General features: G+C 65.4%; 15 protein-coding genes. 6 read left to right on the top strand and 9 right to left on the bottom strand.

Going from position 1 to position 16,402, the window contains the following annotated elements; translation table 11 throughout:
* Positions 1-27: 27 nt before the first annotated feature.
* The 4 genes from VWN43_RS06065 to VWN43_RS06050 form a co-directional block, all read right to left on the bottom strand.
* Positions 28-1,020, bottom strand: a complete 993-nt coding sequence (locus VWN43_RS06065) for an aspartyl/asparaginyl beta-hydroxylase domain-containing protein (RefSeq protein WP_320180255.1) — start codon at positions 1,018-1,020, stop codon at positions 28-30.
* A 77-nt stretch (positions 1,021-1,097) separates the two neighbouring features.
* Positions 1,098-2,552, bottom strand: a complete 1,455-nt coding sequence (locus VWN43_RS06060; protein WP_320180256.1) for a tetratricopeptide repeat-containing sulfotransferase family protein — start codon at positions 2,550-2,552, stop codon at positions 1,098-1,100.
* Positions 2,552-3,754 carry an exo-beta-N-acetylmuramidase NamZ family protein gene (locus tag VWN43_RS06055; RefSeq protein WP_320180257.1) on the bottom strand — a complete coding sequence of 401 codons (1,203 nt, stop codon included), beginning with the start codon at positions 3,752-3,754 and terminating at the stop codon, positions 2,552-2,554. Before VWN43_RS06055 ends, VWN43_RS06060 begins: the two co-directional genes overlap by 1 nt.
* Positions 3,751-4,293 carry a DOMON-like domain-containing protein gene (locus VWN43_RS06050; protein WP_320180258.1) on the bottom strand — a complete coding sequence of 181 codons (543 nt, stop codon included), beginning with the start codon at positions 4,291-4,293 and terminating at the stop codon, positions 3,751-3,753. The genes VWN43_RS06055 and VWN43_RS06050 overlap by 4 nt, the downstream gene beginning before the upstream one ends.
* Positions 4,294-4,325: 32 nt before the next feature.
* Between VWN43_RS06050 and tyrS the strand changes: the two genes are divergently transcribed.
* From tyrS to VWN43_RS06025, 5 genes are all read left to right on the top strand, one after another.
* On the top strand, positions 4,326-5,555 hold the full coding sequence (tyrS, locus tag VWN43_RS06045) for a tyrosine--tRNA ligase (RefSeq protein ID WP_320180259.1): 1,230 nt from the start codon (positions 4,326-4,328) through the stop codon (positions 5,553-5,555).
* A gap of 135 nt (positions 5,556-5,690) precedes the next feature.
* Positions 5,691-6,029, top strand: a complete 339-nt coding sequence (locus VWN43_RS06040) for a PilZ domain-containing protein (RefSeq protein WP_253522889.1) — start codon at positions 5,691-5,693, stop codon at positions 6,027-6,029.
* Between the two features lie 74 nt (positions 6,030-6,103).
* Positions 6,104-7,414 carry an MFS transporter gene (locus tag VWN43_RS06035; RefSeq protein ID WP_320180260.1) on the top strand — a complete coding sequence of 437 codons (1,311 nt, stop codon included), beginning with the start codon at positions 6,104-6,106 and terminating at the stop codon, positions 7,412-7,414.
* Positions 7,411-8,328: a cysteine synthase A gene (gene cysK / locus VWN43_RS06030; protein ID WP_320180261.1), complete on the top strand. Its 918-nt coding sequence runs from the start codon at positions 7,411-7,413 to the stop codon at positions 8,326-8,328. Before VWN43_RS06035 ends, cysK begins: the two co-directional genes overlap by 4 nt.
* Complete coding sequence (locus tag VWN43_RS06025; protein ID WP_320180262.1) at positions 8,325-9,020, top strand: dienelactone hydrolase family protein; 696 nt, start codon at positions 8,325-8,327, stop codon at positions 9,018-9,020. Before cysK ends, VWN43_RS06025 begins: the two co-directional genes overlap by 4 nt.
* Before the next feature lie 54 nt (positions 9,021-9,074).
* Here the strand turns inward: VWN43_RS06025 and VWN43_RS06020 are convergent, their stop codons facing one another.
* The 4 genes from VWN43_RS06020 to VWN43_RS06005 form a co-directional block, all read right to left on the bottom strand.
* Entirely contained in the window at positions 9,075-10,877 is a 1,803-nt protein-coding gene (locus VWN43_RS06020) for an acyl-CoA dehydrogenase C-terminal domain-containing protein (protein ID WP_320180263.1), read from the bottom strand.
* A gap of 51 nt (positions 10,878-10,928) precedes the next feature.
* Complete coding sequence (locus tag VWN43_RS06015) at positions 10,929-11,393, bottom strand: MerR family transcriptional regulator (protein ID WP_320180264.1); 465 nt, start codon at positions 11,391-11,393, stop codon at positions 10,929-10,931.
* A 33-nt stretch (positions 11,394-11,426) separates the two neighbouring features.
* Entirely contained in the window at positions 11,427-11,759 is a 333-nt protein-coding gene (gene hisI / locus VWN43_RS06010) for a phosphoribosyl-AMP cyclohydrolase (RefSeq protein WP_330768582.1), read from the bottom strand.
* Between the two features lie 397 nt (positions 11,760-12,156).
* Positions 12,157-12,909 (bottom strand): ComF family protein, encoded by a 753-nt coding sequence (locus VWN43_RS06005; protein ID WP_320180266.1) that lies wholly within the window; start codon positions 12,907-12,909, stop codon positions 12,157-12,159.
* A gap of 55 nt (positions 12,910-12,964) precedes the next feature.
* On the opposite strand from VWN43_RS06005, the gene VWN43_RS06000 reads away from it, so the two are divergent.
* Positions 12,965-13,723 carry a methyltransferase domain-containing protein gene (locus tag VWN43_RS06000; RefSeq protein WP_320180267.1) on the top strand — a complete coding sequence of 253 codons (759 nt, stop codon included), beginning with the start codon at positions 12,965-12,967 and terminating at the stop codon, positions 13,721-13,723.
* Here VWN43_RS06000 and ppdK read toward each other — a convergent pair.
* The gene (gene ppdK, locus VWN43_RS05995; protein WP_320180268.1) at positions 13,720-16,392 is read right to left on the bottom strand and encodes a pyruvate, phosphate dikinase; all 2,673 of its coding nucleotides are present in this window, start codon (positions 16,390-16,392) and stop codon (positions 13,720-13,722) included. The two genes, VWN43_RS06000 and ppdK, sit on opposite strands and share 4 nt — an antisense overlap.
* Between the last annotated feature and the right edge of the window lie 10 nt (positions 16,393-16,402).

Below are 16,402 nucleotides of genomic sequence, written 5' to 3'. Positions count from 1 at the left end.
CGAACAGACGGTTGGGGACTTGTCCGGTCAGCCCGCGCTATCCACGGCGGCGAACAGCGCGGCGATCTGCGCGTGTTCGATCGGCTCGAGTTCGGGACGCCAGACATCGAACAGCAGGACGAGCCGGTCTTCGCCCGAATTGTTCCACGCCTCGTGCTCGATCGTATCGTCGAACGCGATGAGTTCACCCTTCCGCCATTCGCGCTTTTGCGAGCCCAGACGCAGCGCGCCATTGCCTGGAACGATCAGCGGTAGGTGGCAGATATAGCGCGGGTTGAGCATGCCGTGATGCGGCGGGATCTTCTTGCCCGCCTTGAGCAGCGAAAGCAGCAGCGTCGGTGCGCGATTGGGGATGGTGCAGACGGGTACTTCCCGAGTGATCGTCTGGTAGGCCACGGGGGCATGGGCGATATGCTCGGCAACCGGCTCGCCCTTCTCGATCAGGTCGAGCGAACTCCAGTCCTCATTGCCAAGCATGCCGTGCATATCGCCCTGCGGCCGGTCGGCCTCGGCCTCGACATAGGGCTTGAACGTGCCCGATCCGGCCAACAGTTTGCGCGCTTCCTCGGCGATGTCCTCGGTGCGCTCCTCGACCGCCTCGCGCCAGTCGAACTGGTGCGTATCGGCGAATTCCACATGCGGCAGGCCGGGGTAGTAGTAGACACTGGGCATCGCCGGAAAGGAGCGCGATTCCGGCGCGCGCTGGGCTGCACCCACCATCATCGCCAGCGAGTTGGCGAAGCGCGGGTGCCAGTCTTGCTGCGGGTGCCCGGCCTCGGCCAGCGAGGTGACGAGATGCCGGACGAATTGCTGCTGGATGTCCTGCATCGCCTGCGCCGCACGCGCCGCTTCGCGTCCGTCCGCCGGACGCCCGCTCTGAGCGACCGAGACCGCCATTCCGTAGAACGAACCCGCCGCGCGCAGTTCGCCGCGAGCGTAATGATGGTCGCCCTTCGCCATGAGCGCGGCAAAGTCGTAATTATCCTTCGCCAGCCGAATATCGGCTTGTGCGGGGGACATCGTCGGAGGCTGCATCACCGGTATAGTCGGTCCCACATGGTTCGGAGGCCGAACTCTCACCCAGCGGGACGCGAACGTCAAGCGCGGTTCGGCTCTCCGAAAACAGCGAGCAGCCTATCGAGATGGCCCGCGTAATTGCGCCAGCGGTTGCACGATCTCGTGTAGAGCGGCTCGCGCACCTGCCACGCGCTTGCGGTGCGTACCTGGGCGGTGCCGCGGTGTGGCGTCAGGCAGGCATCCTCCCACTCCAGATCGAGGAACGAGAGCAGCCCGGCGATTTCGGCTTCGGGATCGCTAACCAGCGCATCGTAATCCGCGACACGGACATCATCGGGGTAGAGCTCCAGCCAGTGCGCGGCCAGACGCTCATATTCCCGATACCAATGCGCGGCGCTGTCGAGCGAGGCGGCATAGGTGAGCGCTGGATCGAGATGCGCGAAGTAGATCGACAGGCAATTGTCGAGCGGATTGCGCCGGGTGAGCACGATCTTCGCCATCGGGAAGATACGTTTGATCAGGCCGAGATGGAGGAAATTGTCGGGTCGCTTGTCGGTGAGGCCAGCGGTGGGCAGATCCATCTCGCCCAGCCCCTTCAGATAGCGTTGCCGCAAGCCGGTGTAGAAATCGGCGTCGCGGCCAACCAGCGATTCGGGATAGGGCTGCAATTGCTCGCGGACGATACGCGGCAGGATCGGCAGTTCGCCGCCCGCGGTCACCCGGCTGTGTGATGCCAGAATGCGCTCCACCAGCGTCGACCCCGAACGAAACATGCCGCAGATGAAGACGGGCGCAGGTTCCGGCCCCGCTTCCGTCTCCGCCGCATGGGGAAAGGCTGCTATCAGCCGGTCGATAAAGGCCTCTGCCGCTTGAGGATCGTAGGGATGCGCCGCGAGCGCCCGGCTGCCTTCATTGGCGGTGCGATAAGCGGCGAACGCCTCGTCGTAACGCGCGCATTGATCGAGCGCACGCCCCAGCGCGTACCCCAGGTCGGCCCGTTCCAGCGGGGCAAGATCGGTGCGGGCGACTGCGCCCCGAAGCCGCTCGACAAGCGGGTGGGCGGGGTCATCGAACACGGTCACTTCGGCGAGGCGCATCAGCGCAAGCGCGCTTCCGGGTTCGAGCTCCAGCGCCTGCGCATAAACCGCCCGCGCCCGGTCGCGGTCACCCGCATCCTCGTGCAGATTGCCGAGATTGAGCAAGGCCGGGACATAGCCGGGCCGGATCGCGAGCGCCGCTTCGAGCGCCGCCTGCGCTGCGGCGGGATCGCCGAGGTCATCGGCGAGAACGACCGCACGGTTGAGATGGACCTCTTCGGGCCCGGTTACCTTGCGTTTCAGGGCACTGTCATAGGCGGCCAGCGCTTCGCGAAAGACCCCCTGCCGCTTGAGCAGCAGGCCGAAGTTAACCCAGTCATCGGGTCGATCCGGATCAAGTGCGAGCAGGTGCCGATAGGCTTCGCGCGCCTCATCATAGCGCGCCGAGCGATACAGCGCGGCCGCCTTGCGGGCGAGCGCATCGGCCGTGTCCGCCATCAGCCGTAGATCAGATGCGGCGCAATCGTTTCGCGCCAGGCTGTTTCGTCCGCGCCGGCCAGTTCGTCGAGATCGTCGGGCACGGCCTCGCTGTCGTCGACCCAATCGCGCAGGGCCGGGCCGCCGTTGATGACATCGATTGCCAGCCGGTCGAGCTCGTATTCATAGGGGAAGTCGCGCCAGAGCGGATAGTCTGGGTAGAGCTTGCGGATTGCCTTGAACGCCAGCGCCTGCAGGCGCCATGGCTGGAACGCGTAATGATCGTAGAACTTGCCTTCGGCATGGATCATCAAGCCGTTGCACAGCGTGCCGACATGCTTGTGGAAGGTGGGTTCGAACCAGCATTCGCGGATCGCACAGCCGCGCATCCAGACCGGAGCAAGTGCGTGCATTTCGGCGAGCACCGCCTTGGCATCGACATCGGGAGCGCCGAACAGCACTTCGAGCGGGCGGGTGGTCCCCCTGCCCTCGCTCAGCGTGGTTCCCTCGAGCATCACCGTGCCGGCATAGGCACGCGCCATGTTGAGGCTGGCGGCATTGGGGCTGGGATTGATCCATACGCGTTCGTCCGACCAGCCATAGCCGGGGGCCTTGCCGGGCTTCCACCCGCTCATCTCGATCACCTGGAGATCGACGTCGAGCTTGAAATGCGCGACGAACCAGCGCGCCATTTCGCCCATGGTGAGGCCGTGGCGCATGACCATCGGGCCCGCCCCGACAAAGCTTTCCTGACCGGGCTGCAGCAAGGTGCCTTCCACCGGTCCGCCCGCGGGATTGGGCCGGTCGAGCACCCATACGCTCTTGCCCGCCTTGGCCGCTTCCTCGAGCAGGTAGAGCAGCGTGGTGACGAAGGTGTAGATGCGGCAGCCGAGATCCTGCAGGTCGAACAGGAAGATGTCCGCGCTGGCCATCATCTCCGCGGTCGGACGGCGCACTTCGCCATAGAGGCTGAAGATCGGGATACCGTAATGCGGGTCGATCTCGTCGCGTGTCTCGACCATATTGTCCTGCTTGTCGCCCTTCAGCCCGTGCTGCGGCCCAAAGGCGGAAGAGACGCTGATCCCGCGGCCGATCAGCGCATCGAGCGAATGATCGAGACTGGCGGTAACCGAAGCCGGATGCGCGACCAGCGCCACGCGCTGCCCTTCGAGCGGGGCGCGCAACCCCTCCTCGGTGATGAGACGATCGATGCCGAATTTCATGCGCCGCTCGGTGCCGCAAGCCGCGCGGTGAAGCAAGCCGGATCGTGGAAATCGGGCTGCTCGCCGCGATGCTCCAGCGCCCAGAAGCTCTTGTGCCCCCCGGCCTCCTCGATCACGCAGGTGAGACCCATCGCGCAATCGGTGTCCGGCAAAGCGGCGGCAGGCAGTGCGGCATCGAAGATCGCGAAACTGCTACCCATGCGCATGGTGCAGACCGGTTCGCGCGGGATCGGGCGCTCCGCCATCCCTTCGCGGTGCGCGGCGAAGTCGTAGGCGTTCCAGCGTTCGGATGGAGACAGGTTGAATTCACAATAGGCGGTTCCGCCATCGGGGCGCAGGAATAGCTCGAAGCAGGTGGTCTGCCACAGCCCATCCGCCCGCCCCTTGCCCGCGAATTTGGGCACCACCAACTCACCGCTGCCCTCGATCCGCCAGCGCAGGCGCAGCCAATTGTCATCGCGCCCGATGATGCGGGCATCGACCCCGGATACCGCGCGCGGCGGATGCCCCGGATGGGGCTGCAATCGATACGTTTCCATGCCGCCCCTTACCTGCTAGCGCGCGCTTCGTCATGAGCAACTACACCTCCGATCTCCTGCGCGTGCTCGACGAGCGCGGCTATATCCACCAGGTCACCGACGCCGAGGGCCTCGATGCGCTCGCCGCCAAGCAGATCGTGCCGGGCTATATCGGTTTCGATGCCACCGCGCCTTCGCTCCATATCGGTAGCCTCGTCCAGATCATGATGCTGCGGCGGTTGCAGCAGGCAGGGCATAAGCCAATCGTGCTGATGGGCGGCGGGACCACGCGGATCGGCGACCCCACGGGGCGCGACGAAAGCCGCAAGATGCTGTCCGATGCCGCGATCGACGAAAATATCGCCGGGATCCGGACGGTGTTCGAGCGCCTGCTCGTTTTCGGCGACGGGCCGACCGATGCGGTGATGGTCAACAATCACGACTGGCTGAGCGGGCTTGGCTATATCGAGATGCTTCAGAAGGTCGGGACGCATTTCACCGTCAACCGGATGCTGACCTTCGATTCCGTGCGCCTGCGGCTCGAGCGCGAGCAGCCGATGACCTTCCTCGAATTCAACTACATGATCCTGCAGGGCTACGATTTCCGCCATCTGGCGCAGGAAATGGGTGTGCGGTTGCAGATGGGCGGCAGCGACCAGTGGGGCAATATCGTCAACGGCATGGAGCTGGGCCGCCGGATGGACGGGAGCGAGCTGTTCGGCCTCACGACCCCGCTGCTGACCACCGCCGATGGCGGCAAGATGGGCAAGACCGCGGCCGGCGCGGTGTGGCTCAACGAGGCGCAGCTGCCGAATTACGACTTCTGGCAATATTGGCGCAATGTCGATGATCGCGATGTCGGGCGGTTCCTGCGGCTGTTCACCGATCTGCCGCTCGATGAGATCGCCCGGCTCGAAGCGCTCGGCGGGTCCGACATCAACGAAGCGAAGACAGTTCTTGCCAATCAGGTAACCACACTCGTTCGGGGTGAAGAAGCGGCCAGACTGGCTGCGCAAACGGCTGCGGAAACCTTCGCCGGCGGGGGTGCCGGCGCGGAGCTTCCGACGCTCGATGTGGGTCCTGACGGCATGCGCATCGGGGCCGTGCTGACGGCGCTCGGATTCACGGCTTCCAACGGGGAAGCCAAGCGCAAACTGGCCGAAGGCGCAGTCAAGCTCGATGGCGAGACGGTCACCGATCCGGGCTATCTGGTGAGCGTTGCGGCGGGCACCGAAGCCAAGCTCAGCCTCGGCAAGAAGAAGCACGCGGTTATTCGCTGTTAACCAGCGACGAAACGCCCTTTTTTACCGTCGAAGCACCGGGCCGGTTTACCAATTGGCAGGCTTTTGCCGCCATAAGGAGCTTTGATGTCCGATACCCCCACTCCCCCCAACCCCAACCGCAAAGGGATCGCCAGCATGTCTGCCGGAGCACAACTGAGCGTCACCGACCAGCGGCGCATGACCCGTCACCCGGTCGACCATCCCGTCATTGCCGAGCATTTCGGCAAGGGCGACGTGCGGCTGCATATTGCGAATATCTCCGCCAACGGCTTCATGGTCGACAATGGCGACGGCATCGGCCGCGGCGAACGCGTGATCGTGCGCCTGCCGGTTATCGGCCGGATCGAAGCCTATTGCATCTGGACGCGCGACAACCGTGCGGGCTTCCAGTTCGAACGCATCATCCGCGTCGACGACTTCCTCGCCATGATCGATACGCTGCAGCCCAACCCGCGGCTGCGCAAGCTGCGCTAAGCCGCAACAGCTTCTACTAGAACAAAAAGCAGGCCCGTCTTCACAACCGAAGGCGGGCCTGCCATGCGTCCGGCGTGAGTGAAACCGCCGCGCCCTCCCCCGACAGTTCGCCGCTCCGGATAGCGAATTTCCGCGCCTATTGGTTCAGCCGCCTATCGATGACGCTCGCGCAATATGCGATGATGCTGATTATCGGTTGGCAGACCTATAACATTGCGCGCGACAGCGGGCTGGGGATCGCCGCCGCATCGGGCCAGTTGGCGTTGATCGGGCTGCTGCAATTCGTGCCGCTGTTCCTGCTGACGCCCTTTTCGGGCTGGGCGGCGGATCATTTCGACCGGCGCAATCTGGCGCGGCTGACCGTTATCGCACAGCTGGGCTGTGCGGGCGCGCTGGCGTGGCTGACCTGGAGCGGAAGTCTTACCCTGCCCGCCCTGTTCGGGGTGGCGATCGTGCTCGGTGTGGTGCGGTCGTTCAACGGCCCGGCGCTGTCGGCGCTCGCACCCAATCTCGTGCCCAGGGCTATCCTGCCGAACGCCATCGCACTGTCCAGCATCGCCTGGCAGGTGGGCATGATCGTGGGACCCGCGATCGGCGGTTATACCTATGCGATCCTGCCCGCGCTGCCCTATTTCGTGGCTTGCGGGCTGTTCGCCGCAGCGCTGGTCGCGCTGTCTTTCATCGGCAAGGTACCGCAGCCCCCGCGCGCGGCCAACAAGCGCCCCATCCACCAGATGGTCGAGGGCCTGCGCTACGTGGTGCGCAACAAGATGGTGCTCGGCGCGATCACGCTCGACCTGTTCGCGGTTTTCCTTGCCGGGGCAACCGCGCTCTTTCCCGTTTATGCGCGCGATATCCTGCAAGTCGGCGAGACGGGCCTTGCGCAGCTCGCCATGGCTCCCGCGGTCGGCGCGGCGCTTACCGCGCTGTGGTTCAGCTTCCGCCCGCTCAAGACCAATGTCGGCCCCAAGATGCTATGGGCAGTGGCGATCTTCGGCCTCGCCACCATGGTGTTCGGCCTCTCGCGCTGGATGCCGCTAAGCTTGGCGATGCTCTTCATCATCGGCGCGGCGGACATGTTCAGCGTCTATATCCGCCAGTCGCTGATCCAGCTGCACACGCCCGACGACAAGCGCGGACGGGTGTCATCGGTCAGCCTGCTGACCATCAGCGCGTCGAATGAATTCGGCGATTTCTTCTCCGGCAGCCTCGCCTACCTTGTCGGCCCCGCGCTGGCGGTGGTCGGCGGCGGGGCCGGCGCGATCGTGACCGTCGCCGTCTGGGCGCGCATTTTTCCCGTCCTGCGGACCACGCGGACCTTTGACCCGCCTGACGAATTGTTAGACACTCCCCCCGAAGAGAAATTGCAGGAGCAGATGCCATGAAAGCCGACTCCGTCCTCGCCACGATCGGCGATACCGCCCACATCCGCCTGTCGCGCCTGTTCCCCGACCATGAAGTCTGGGTGAAGAACGAGCGCGCCAATCCGGGCGGTTCGATCAAGGACCGCATCGGCCTCGCGATGATCGAGGATGCGGAGGCAGCGGGCCTGCTCAAGCCCGGCGGCACGATCGTCGAACCGACCAGCGGCAATACCGGAATCGGCCTCGCGATGACCGCCGCGGTCAAGGGCTACAAGCTGGTGCTGGTCATGCCCGAAAGCATGAGCGTCGAGCGGCGCCGGCTGATGCTCGCCTATGGTGCCAGTTTCGACCTGACCCCCAAGGAAAAAGGCATGAACGGTGCAATCGAGCGCGCGCAGGAACTGGTCGCACAGACCCCGGGCGCATGGATGCCGAGCCAGTTCGACAATGAGAGCAACTGGAAGGTCCATGCGCGCACCACCGCGAAGGAAATCCTCGACGATTTCGCCGACACACCGATCGACGCGCTGATCACCGGCGTCGGCACCGGCGGCCACCTCACCGGCTGTGCCGAAGTGCTGAAACAGAGCTGGAGCGGCATGAAGGCCTATGCGGTCGAGCCCACGCTTTCGCCCGTCATCAGCGGCGGCCAGCCCGGCCCGCACCCGATCCAGGGCATCGGCGCAGGCTTCGTGCCGCAGAACCTGCACACGCAGGCGATCGATGGCGCGATCCAGGTTGCTCCCGAGGACGCGAAGGAAATGGCGCGCCAGTGCGCGGCCAAGGAAGGCTTGCTGGTGGGTATCTCCAGCGGCGCAACGCTCGCCGCGATCAAGCAGAAGCTGACCGACATGCCCGCGAATTCGCGCATTCTCGGCTTCAATTACGATACCGGCGAGCGGTATCTTTCCGTGCCCGACTTCCTGCCCGAATGATGGAGCAGGTCGGATATCGCGACGGCGCGGTCGAACTGACCGGTCTCCACGCGCGGCCCGCGGGCAAGCCCCGCGCCGCGGTGGCGATCTATCCGACCTTCATGAACACGACTGCAGTCGTCGAGGCCAAGGCCGCAGAGCTCGTTGAAGCCGGCTATGCCGTCCTGATCGGCGACTTCTATGGGCCGGAGACGCCCGCAGACGGTGATGCTGCCTTTGCCGCAATGAGCCGGTTGCGCAGCGATCCAGCATCCATGCGCCAGCGGCTGCGCGCGACGCTCGACCTCCTGCGCAAGCTGGAGCCCGACCTCCCGCATCTCGCGATCGGCTTTTGCCTCGGCGGGATGGCGGTGCTGGAAATGGCGCGCGACGGGCAGGACCTCGCAGCAGTCGTCAGCTTTCATGGTTTGCTCGAAACCTCCCTGCCCGCCGATAGGCCGATCACACCGCGTATCCTCGTCTGCCACGGCGATGCCGACGCGCTTGTGCCGCGTAGCCAGGTGACCGCGTTCTGGGAGGAAATGGACGCGGTGAAGGCTGACTGGCACTTCCACAGCTATGCAGGGGTCGAGCATGGCTTCACTGCCCCGCACCGGCCCACCGGGGCGGTCAATCCCGCCTATGATGCGAGTGCCGACCGCCAGAGCTGGGCGGCGATGCACAGCCTCTTCAACGAAGTGCTCGGTCGATAGCAAAAAGGCCCGGACGCGGCGTCCGGGCCTTTTCGTTTCCCTATCGCAGAACGATCAGGCAGCGGTGGCGAAACCCTCTTCGCCGAGCGCCATCGTGCTGTCGCTGCCTGCCTCGAGCTTGCGGCGCAGCGCGCCGGCATCGGGCAGATACCGATCCATGTAATAGCGCGCCGTGGCGAGCTTGGCCTCGTAGAACGCCTTGTCTTCGGTGCCCGCAGCCAGCGCCGCCTGCGCGACCTTGGCCATCCGCAGCCACATCCAGCCCAGCGTCACGATGCCCATCATGTGCATGTAGTGATGCGCGCCCGCACCGAGGTGGTTGGGGTTCTGCATGGCATTGTTCATGAACCACATGGTCGCCGCCTGCTGCTGGCCCAGCGCCTTTTCGAGCGCTTCGGCCAGCGGGCCGAGGTCCTCGCCCTTGGCGGCACCGATATCGTCGCCCACCGCCTTGAAGAAGGCCTGGATTGCCGCGCCGCCCTTCTGCGCGAGCTTGCGGCCGCACAGATCCATCGCCTGCACGCCATTGGTGCCTTCGTAGATCTGCGCGATCCGGGCATCGCGGACGAACTGGCTCATGCCCCATTCCTCGATGTAGCCATGGCCGCCGAAGACCTGCTGCATGTTGGTGGCGACTTCATAGCCCTTGTCGGTGCCATAGCCCTTGATGACCGGTGTCAGCAGCCCGATAAGCATGTCGGCCTGTTCGCGCTCTTCCTCGGTCTTGGCCTTGTGGGTCAGGTCGACCTGCAGCGCGCCCCACAGGCACAGTGCACGCATGCCTTCGGTAAAGGCTTTGGCGTCCATCAGCATGCGGCGCACGTCGGGATGGACGAAGATCGGATCGGCCTGTTCGTCGGGCTCGGCCGGGCCGGTCAGCGCGCGGCCCTGGCGCCGGTCGAGCGCATAGGCAACCGCGTTCTGATAGGCGACTTCGGCCTGGCTGAGACCCTGGATACCGACGCCGAGACGCGCGGCGTTCATCATGATGAACATCGCGGCGAGACCCTTGTTCTCCTCGCCGACGAGCCAGCCCTTGGCACCATCGTAATTGAGTACGCAGGTCGCGTTGCCATGGATGCCCATCTTGTGTTCGATCGAGCCGCAGGCGACGCCATTGCGCTCTCCCGGGGTGCCGTCTTCATTGACGATGAACTTGGGCACGACGAACAGTGATATGCCCTTGGTGCTGTCGGGCGCGCCCGGCGTCTTGGCAAGCACGAGGTGGATGATGTTGTCCGCCATGTCGTGCTCGCCGGCGGAGATGAAAATCTTGGTGCCGGTAATCGCGAAGCTGCCGTCGGCCTGCGGTTCGGCCTTGGTCCGGATCATGCCCAGATCGGTGCCGCAATGCGGCTCGGTCAGGTTCATCGTCCCGGTCCATTCGTTGGAGATCATCTTGGGAAGATATTTCTCCTTCTGCTCCTGGCTGCCCTTGGCGAGCAGCGCGGAGACCGCACCGTTGGTCAGGCCCGGATACATGCCGAAGGCCTGGTTGGCGCTCGACACGAATTCCTCGAAAGCGAAGCCAAGGACATGCGGCATGCCCTGCCCGCCGAATTCTTCGGGCTGCGAGAGCGTGCCCCAGCCCGCTTCGCGGAACTGGTCGAAGGCTTCCTTGAAGCCCTTGGGCGTGGTGACCGAACCGTCTTCGTGGCGGGTGCAGCCTTCCTGGTCGCCCGACTGGTTGAGCGGGGCGAGGACTTCGGCGCAGAACTTGCCCCCCTCGTTGATCACCGCATCGGTGACATCGGGGCTGGCCATTTCGAAGCCGGGCAGGTCCCCGTAGCTCGCGAGATCGAGCATCTCGTTGATGATGAAGCGAGTGTCGCGGGTAGGCGCGGAATAGCGGGGCATCAGTAAGTCCTTGGGTCTGGGGTCTGTCGGTTATCTCGCCGGGGAGGCAAATCAGTCGAGATCGACATCGAGCGTTTCGATATGCTCGATGAATTCGGTGAGGTCGGTGATCGAGCTGTCGATATCGTCACGCTGTTCTTTCAGCTTGGCGACATGCGCCTTGCATTTCTCGACCGTGACGCGGCGCTGTTCGACGCGGCCGTCACCGAGATCGTAGAGATCGATCATTTCGCGGATTTCGGTTAGCGAGAAGCCGACGTTCTTGGCGCGCATGATCCATGCGAGGCGGGCGCGATCGCGTTTGGAGTAGATCCGCGTGAGGCCGATCCGCGAAGGCGCAATCAGCCCTTCGTCCTCGTAGAAACGCAGCGCGCGGGCGGTGCAGCCGAATTCACTGGTGAGGTCGGAGATCGAATATTGTTCGCGGCCCAGTTCGTCCGGCCGTTCGATATGGGCGCCGGCATGGCGGCGATCGCCATTCTCGGCACGGAAGTCGTTGGGCAGCGGCTGTGTCATGAGCCGACTCATACGCCCACGTTTACGTAAGCGTCAAGTCTTGACGGGTTGGAGAACATCGCCCTCGAGTCGGCGGTAAAAGCAGCTCGGCGCACCCGTGTGACAGGTCGGACCCGCCGGGCGGCAGGACAGGACGAGCGCGTCCTGGTCGCAATCGACGAGGATTTCCTCGACCTCGAGGACGTGGCCCGAACTTTCGCCCTTCTGCCAGAGCTTGCCGCGCGAGCGCGAGTGGAAATGGGCGAGCCCCGTGGCGCGCGTCGCGGCCAGCGCCTCGGCATCCATGAAGGCCACCATCAGCACCGCGCGACTGGCGTGATCGACGACGACTGCGCACAGCAATCCCTTGTCGTCGAACTTGGGCATGAACCGCGTACCTGCCTCGCGCTCGGCCTGATCATTCACTGCGACACCTTTCAAATCCCATTCTCGGGCGGCTTTTGTTGCACGATAACCACAAAGTCGACCCAAAATCCGACATTCTTGCAAATGCCTGTTTGATGATGGCGCAGTTTCGGGAACAAACAGCCGCGCAGGCGAAAGTGAGGCCTGCCCACCGGAGCAGCGGTGCCAACAGAGCGCCAGGTTCAGGGGGTCAAACGGATTCGCAGCCGCGATAGAGGGTTTACGCGGCGCATCCGGTAACGATGAGGGATGGGCCAAGGTGCATGCTGGGGGGCTGCACCTGTGTCGCAAGGCAGGTCCGGTTATATTCGTCACGTGGCGCCCGGGATCGCAAGGTCCCGGGCGTTTCGTTTGTCGCCTAATGGGGAAGCGCTTCGTCGAGCACACGCGAGAAGCAGGCAATCTGGACGCTCCTCGCCCCGCCCCGCTTCAGTGCCTTGACGCACGCAGTACTGGTCGCGCCGCTGGTGAGCACGTCGTCGACCAGTATGATGTCCGCACCTTTGACCTTGGCTGTCCGGCTGCTCCGCAACGTGATCGCGCCTTGCAGCGTGCGGGCCCGTGCCCGCTTGCCCAGACCGCCCAGCGCGGGGGTCGGCTTGGTCCGCACCAGGGCATCGACGCACATCGTGCCGTGCCCCATTTTCTGCAATTGCCGCCCGAGCAGCGCCGCCTGGTTATAGCCCCGGTGCCACAGGCGGCTGCGATGTAGCGGCACCGGGACGATCACCCGCTCGCTGTCCGCTGCGGGTAGCCGCGCGGCGATCAGCTTTGCCAGCAGCGGCGCCAGCGCGATGCGGCGACCGTGCTTGAATGCCAGCACCAGCCTGCGCGAGGTATCGGTATAGAGCGTCCCCGCCGCGATCCCGTCATGCCCCGGCGGATCGGCCAGGCAGGGCGCGCAGATCGCCCCCGCCTGTGGTCCATGATCGCCAAAGGGACGCTGGCAAGCGGCACAGCAGGGGTCGGAGGGGATGACGAGGTCGCTCCAGCACGCACTGCACAGGCCGCCCTGTTCGCCCACCCCACTCCCGCAGGCCGGGCAGCGCGGGGGATAGATGAAATCCAGCACCGGGGCGAAGCTTTCGGCGAGCAGGCGGCTTGTCGACATCTTCGCATGCTGCGCCGCTTGCGCGAGGCTGGCAAGCGCGGCAGGGCGATGCGCGATGGCTAGCCAGGCACCGCCCCGCATCTTCTCCCGCCAGCGCCGCATTGTCGGCCTGCGCCGCGCCCGGGTGCGGCAGGCCCACCGCGATGCGGCGCGCTACATCCTCGACGACATGGTCGAGGACGTGCTCGACCGGCTCGAATTCATGCGCCTGGCGCCCAATCGCGTGCTGGTGATCGGTGACTGGACCGGCACGCTGGCCTTGTCGCTGCGCGGCGCAGGCTCCGAGGTCGAGGAGCGCGATGTCGCCACGCTCGACGAGGAACAGCCCGTCCCGGGCGCGCCCTACGACTTGATCGTCAGCTTGGCCTCGCTCGACCGGGTCAACGACCTGCCCGGCGCGCTGCTCCACCTGCGCAATGCGCTGGGCGATGACGGCATGCTCATCGCCAGCATCGTGGGTGCAGGCAGCCTGCCGCATCTGCGCCGCGCGATGCTTGCCGCGGAACCCGACAGGCCGGCTGCACGGATGCATCCGCTGGTCGACAACCAGGCCGCTTCCGCGCTGCTGCAACGGGCGCTGTTCAAGCGGCAGGTGGTCGACAGCCGTTCGCTGACCGTTTCCTTCGGGACGCTCGAACGACTGGTGTCGGACTTGCGCGACCAGGGCCTTGGCGGCACGCTGGCGAGCGCCCCGCCACCGCTGGGCAAGGCCGCGCTGGAACGTGCCGAACAGGCCTTTCGCAAGGCAGCCAACGACAAGGGCCGCGTGCTCGAAAGCTTCGAGATCCTGACCCTTACCGGCTGGAAGGACTAACCCGCGCGCAGGCTGGCCTGCGCCGCCGCGAGCCGCGCGATCGGAACGCGGTAGGGCGAGGCGCTGACGTAATCGAGCCCGGTCTTCTCGCAGAAGGCGATGCTGGCCGGGTCGCCGCCATGTTCGCCGCAGATGCCCAGCTTGAGCCCGTCGCGCGTCGCGCGCCCGCGTTCGGCGGCGAGTTCGACCAGCTGGCCGACGCCGTCGATGTCGAGGCTGACGAAGGGATCGCGCGCGAAGATGCCCTTGTCGACATAGGTCGTCAGGAAGCGGCCCGCATCGTCGCGGCTCACGCCCAGCGTCGTCTGCGTCAGGTCGTTGGTGCCGAAGCTGAAGAATTCGCCCACTTCGGCGATTTCGCCCGCCATCAGCGCGGCGCGCGGCAGTTCGATCATCGTGCCGACGAGATATTCGAGCGTCGTGCCGGTGGCCGTAAACACTTCCTTGGCCACGCGGTCGACGACATCCTTGAGCAGTTCGAGCTCGCGCCGCGTTGCGACCAACGGGATCATGATCTCGGGCACCGGCGCATCGCCGCTATCCCTGGCGACCTGGCAAGCGGCCTCGAAGATCGCGCGCGCCTGCATTTCGTATATCTCGGGATAGGTGATCCCGAGCCGGCAGCCGCGATGACCCAGCATCGGGTTGAATTCATGGAGCTCACCGGCGCGGCGACGCAGCTTCTCGATATCGACACCGGTGGCCTCGGCCAGCTCCTCGAACTCGGTATCGCCATGCGGCAGGAATTCATGCAGCGGCGGATCGAGCAGGCGGATCGTGCACGGCAGGCCCGCCATGACCTCGAAGATCGTCACGAAGTCGCTGCGCTGTTCGGGCAGCAGCTTGTCGAGCGCGGCGCGGCGGCCGGCTTCGCTATCGGCGAGGATCATCTCGCGCACCGCGCTGATGCGGCCGGCATCGAAGAACATGTGCTCGGTGCGGCACAGGCCGATGCCTTCGGCGCCGAACTGGCGCGCCATGCGGCATTCGGTCTCGGTCTCGGCATTGGTGCGCACGCGCATGCGGCGGTGCTTGTCGGCCCATTCCATCAGCGTGCCGAAGTCGCCCGCCAGTTCGGGTTCGATGGTGGCGACTTCGCCCGCCATCACCTGCCCGTTGGCGCCGTCGATGGTGATGACATCGCCTTCCTTGAGTTCGCGGTCGCCGATGGTGAGCGTGCGGCCTTCGCGCGCGATCGACACCTGCGATGCGCCCGACACGCAGGGGCGGCCCATGCCGCGCGCCACCACGGCGGCGTGGCTGGTCATCCCGCCGCGCGCGGTGAGGATGCCGGTGGCGGCGTGCATGCCGTGGATGTCCTCGGGGCTGGTCTCGACGCGCACGAGCACCACCTTCTCGCCGCGTCCGGCCCACAGTTCGGCAGTGTCCGCATCGAGCACGATCTTGCCGCTGGCGGCGCCGGGCGATGCCGGCAGGCCGGTGGTCAGCACGTCGCGCGGCGCTTCGGGATCGAGCGTCGGGTGAAGCAGCTGGTCGAGCGCCATCGGGTCGACGCGCAGGATCGCGGTCTTCTCGTCGATCAGCCCTTCGCCGACCATGTCGACCGCCATCTTGAGCGCCGCCTTGGCAGTGCGCTTGCCGTTGCGCGTCTGGAGCAGCCACAGCTTGCCCTGCTGCACGGTGAACTCGATGTCCTGCATGTCGGTGTAATGCCGTTCGAGCAGGTCGAACACACGCGCGAGTTCGGCGAAGGCCTCCGGCATGGCTTCTTCCATGCTCGGCTTGTCCGCCCCGGCCAGTTCGCGCCGCGCCCTGGTGAGGTATTGCGGCGTGCGGATGCCCGCGACCACGTCTTCGCCCTGCGCATTGACCAGCCATTCGCCGTAATAGGCCTTCTCGCCGGTCGAGGGGTCGCGGGTGAAGGCGACGCCGGTGGCGCTGGTGTCGCCCATATTGCCGAACACCATCGCCTGCACATTGACCGCGGTGCCCATGTCATGCGGGATGTCGTTGAGGCGGCGGTAGATCTTTGCGCGCTCGGTATCCCAGCTGTCGAACACCGCGCTGATCGCACCCCACAGCTGCTCGATCGGGTCCTGCGGGAACGGCGAGCCGAGCTCGCGCTCGACGATCGCCTTGTATTCGGCGACCAGCACCTTCCATTCTTCCGCGCTCAGCTCGGTATCGGCGTAATAGCCCTGGTCTTCCTTGGCGATTTCGAGCGCTTCCTCGAACAGGCCGTGATCGACGCCGAGCACGACATCGCCATACATCTGGATGAAGCGGCGGTAGCTGTCCCAGGCGAAGCGTTCGTCGCCGCTGGTATTCGCCAGCCCGGCGACGGTGTCGTCGTTAAGGCCGAGGTTAAGCACGGTATCCATCATGCCGGGCATCGACACTGCGGCGCCCGAGCGGACCGAGACGAGCAGCGGATCGGCGGCATCGCCGAAGCCCTTGCCCACGGTCTTTTCGACATGGTTCAGCGCGGCGGCGACATCATTGCGCAGCTTGGCGGTGAAGTCGCTACCGCCGGCAAGGTAGGTGAGGCATTCCTCGGTCGCGATGGTGAAGCCCGGCGGGACCGGTAAGCCGATGCTCGCCATTTCGGCGAGGTTGGCGCCCTTGCCGCCGGTCACGGTCTTGTCCTTCTGCCTTGCATTCGTATGCGGCGCGTTCCCGCCGAAGGTGAAGACCGTGTCGTTACTCATCAAGGCAATT

It is taken from the genome of Qipengyuania sp. HL-TH1 (assembly GCF_036365825.1).
GTDB classification, from domain to species: domain Bacteria; phylum Pseudomonadota; class Alphaproteobacteria; order Sphingomonadales; family Sphingomonadaceae; genus Qipengyuania; species Qipengyuania profunda.
This window is presented reverse-complemented; position numbering and strand designations above follow the sequence as displayed.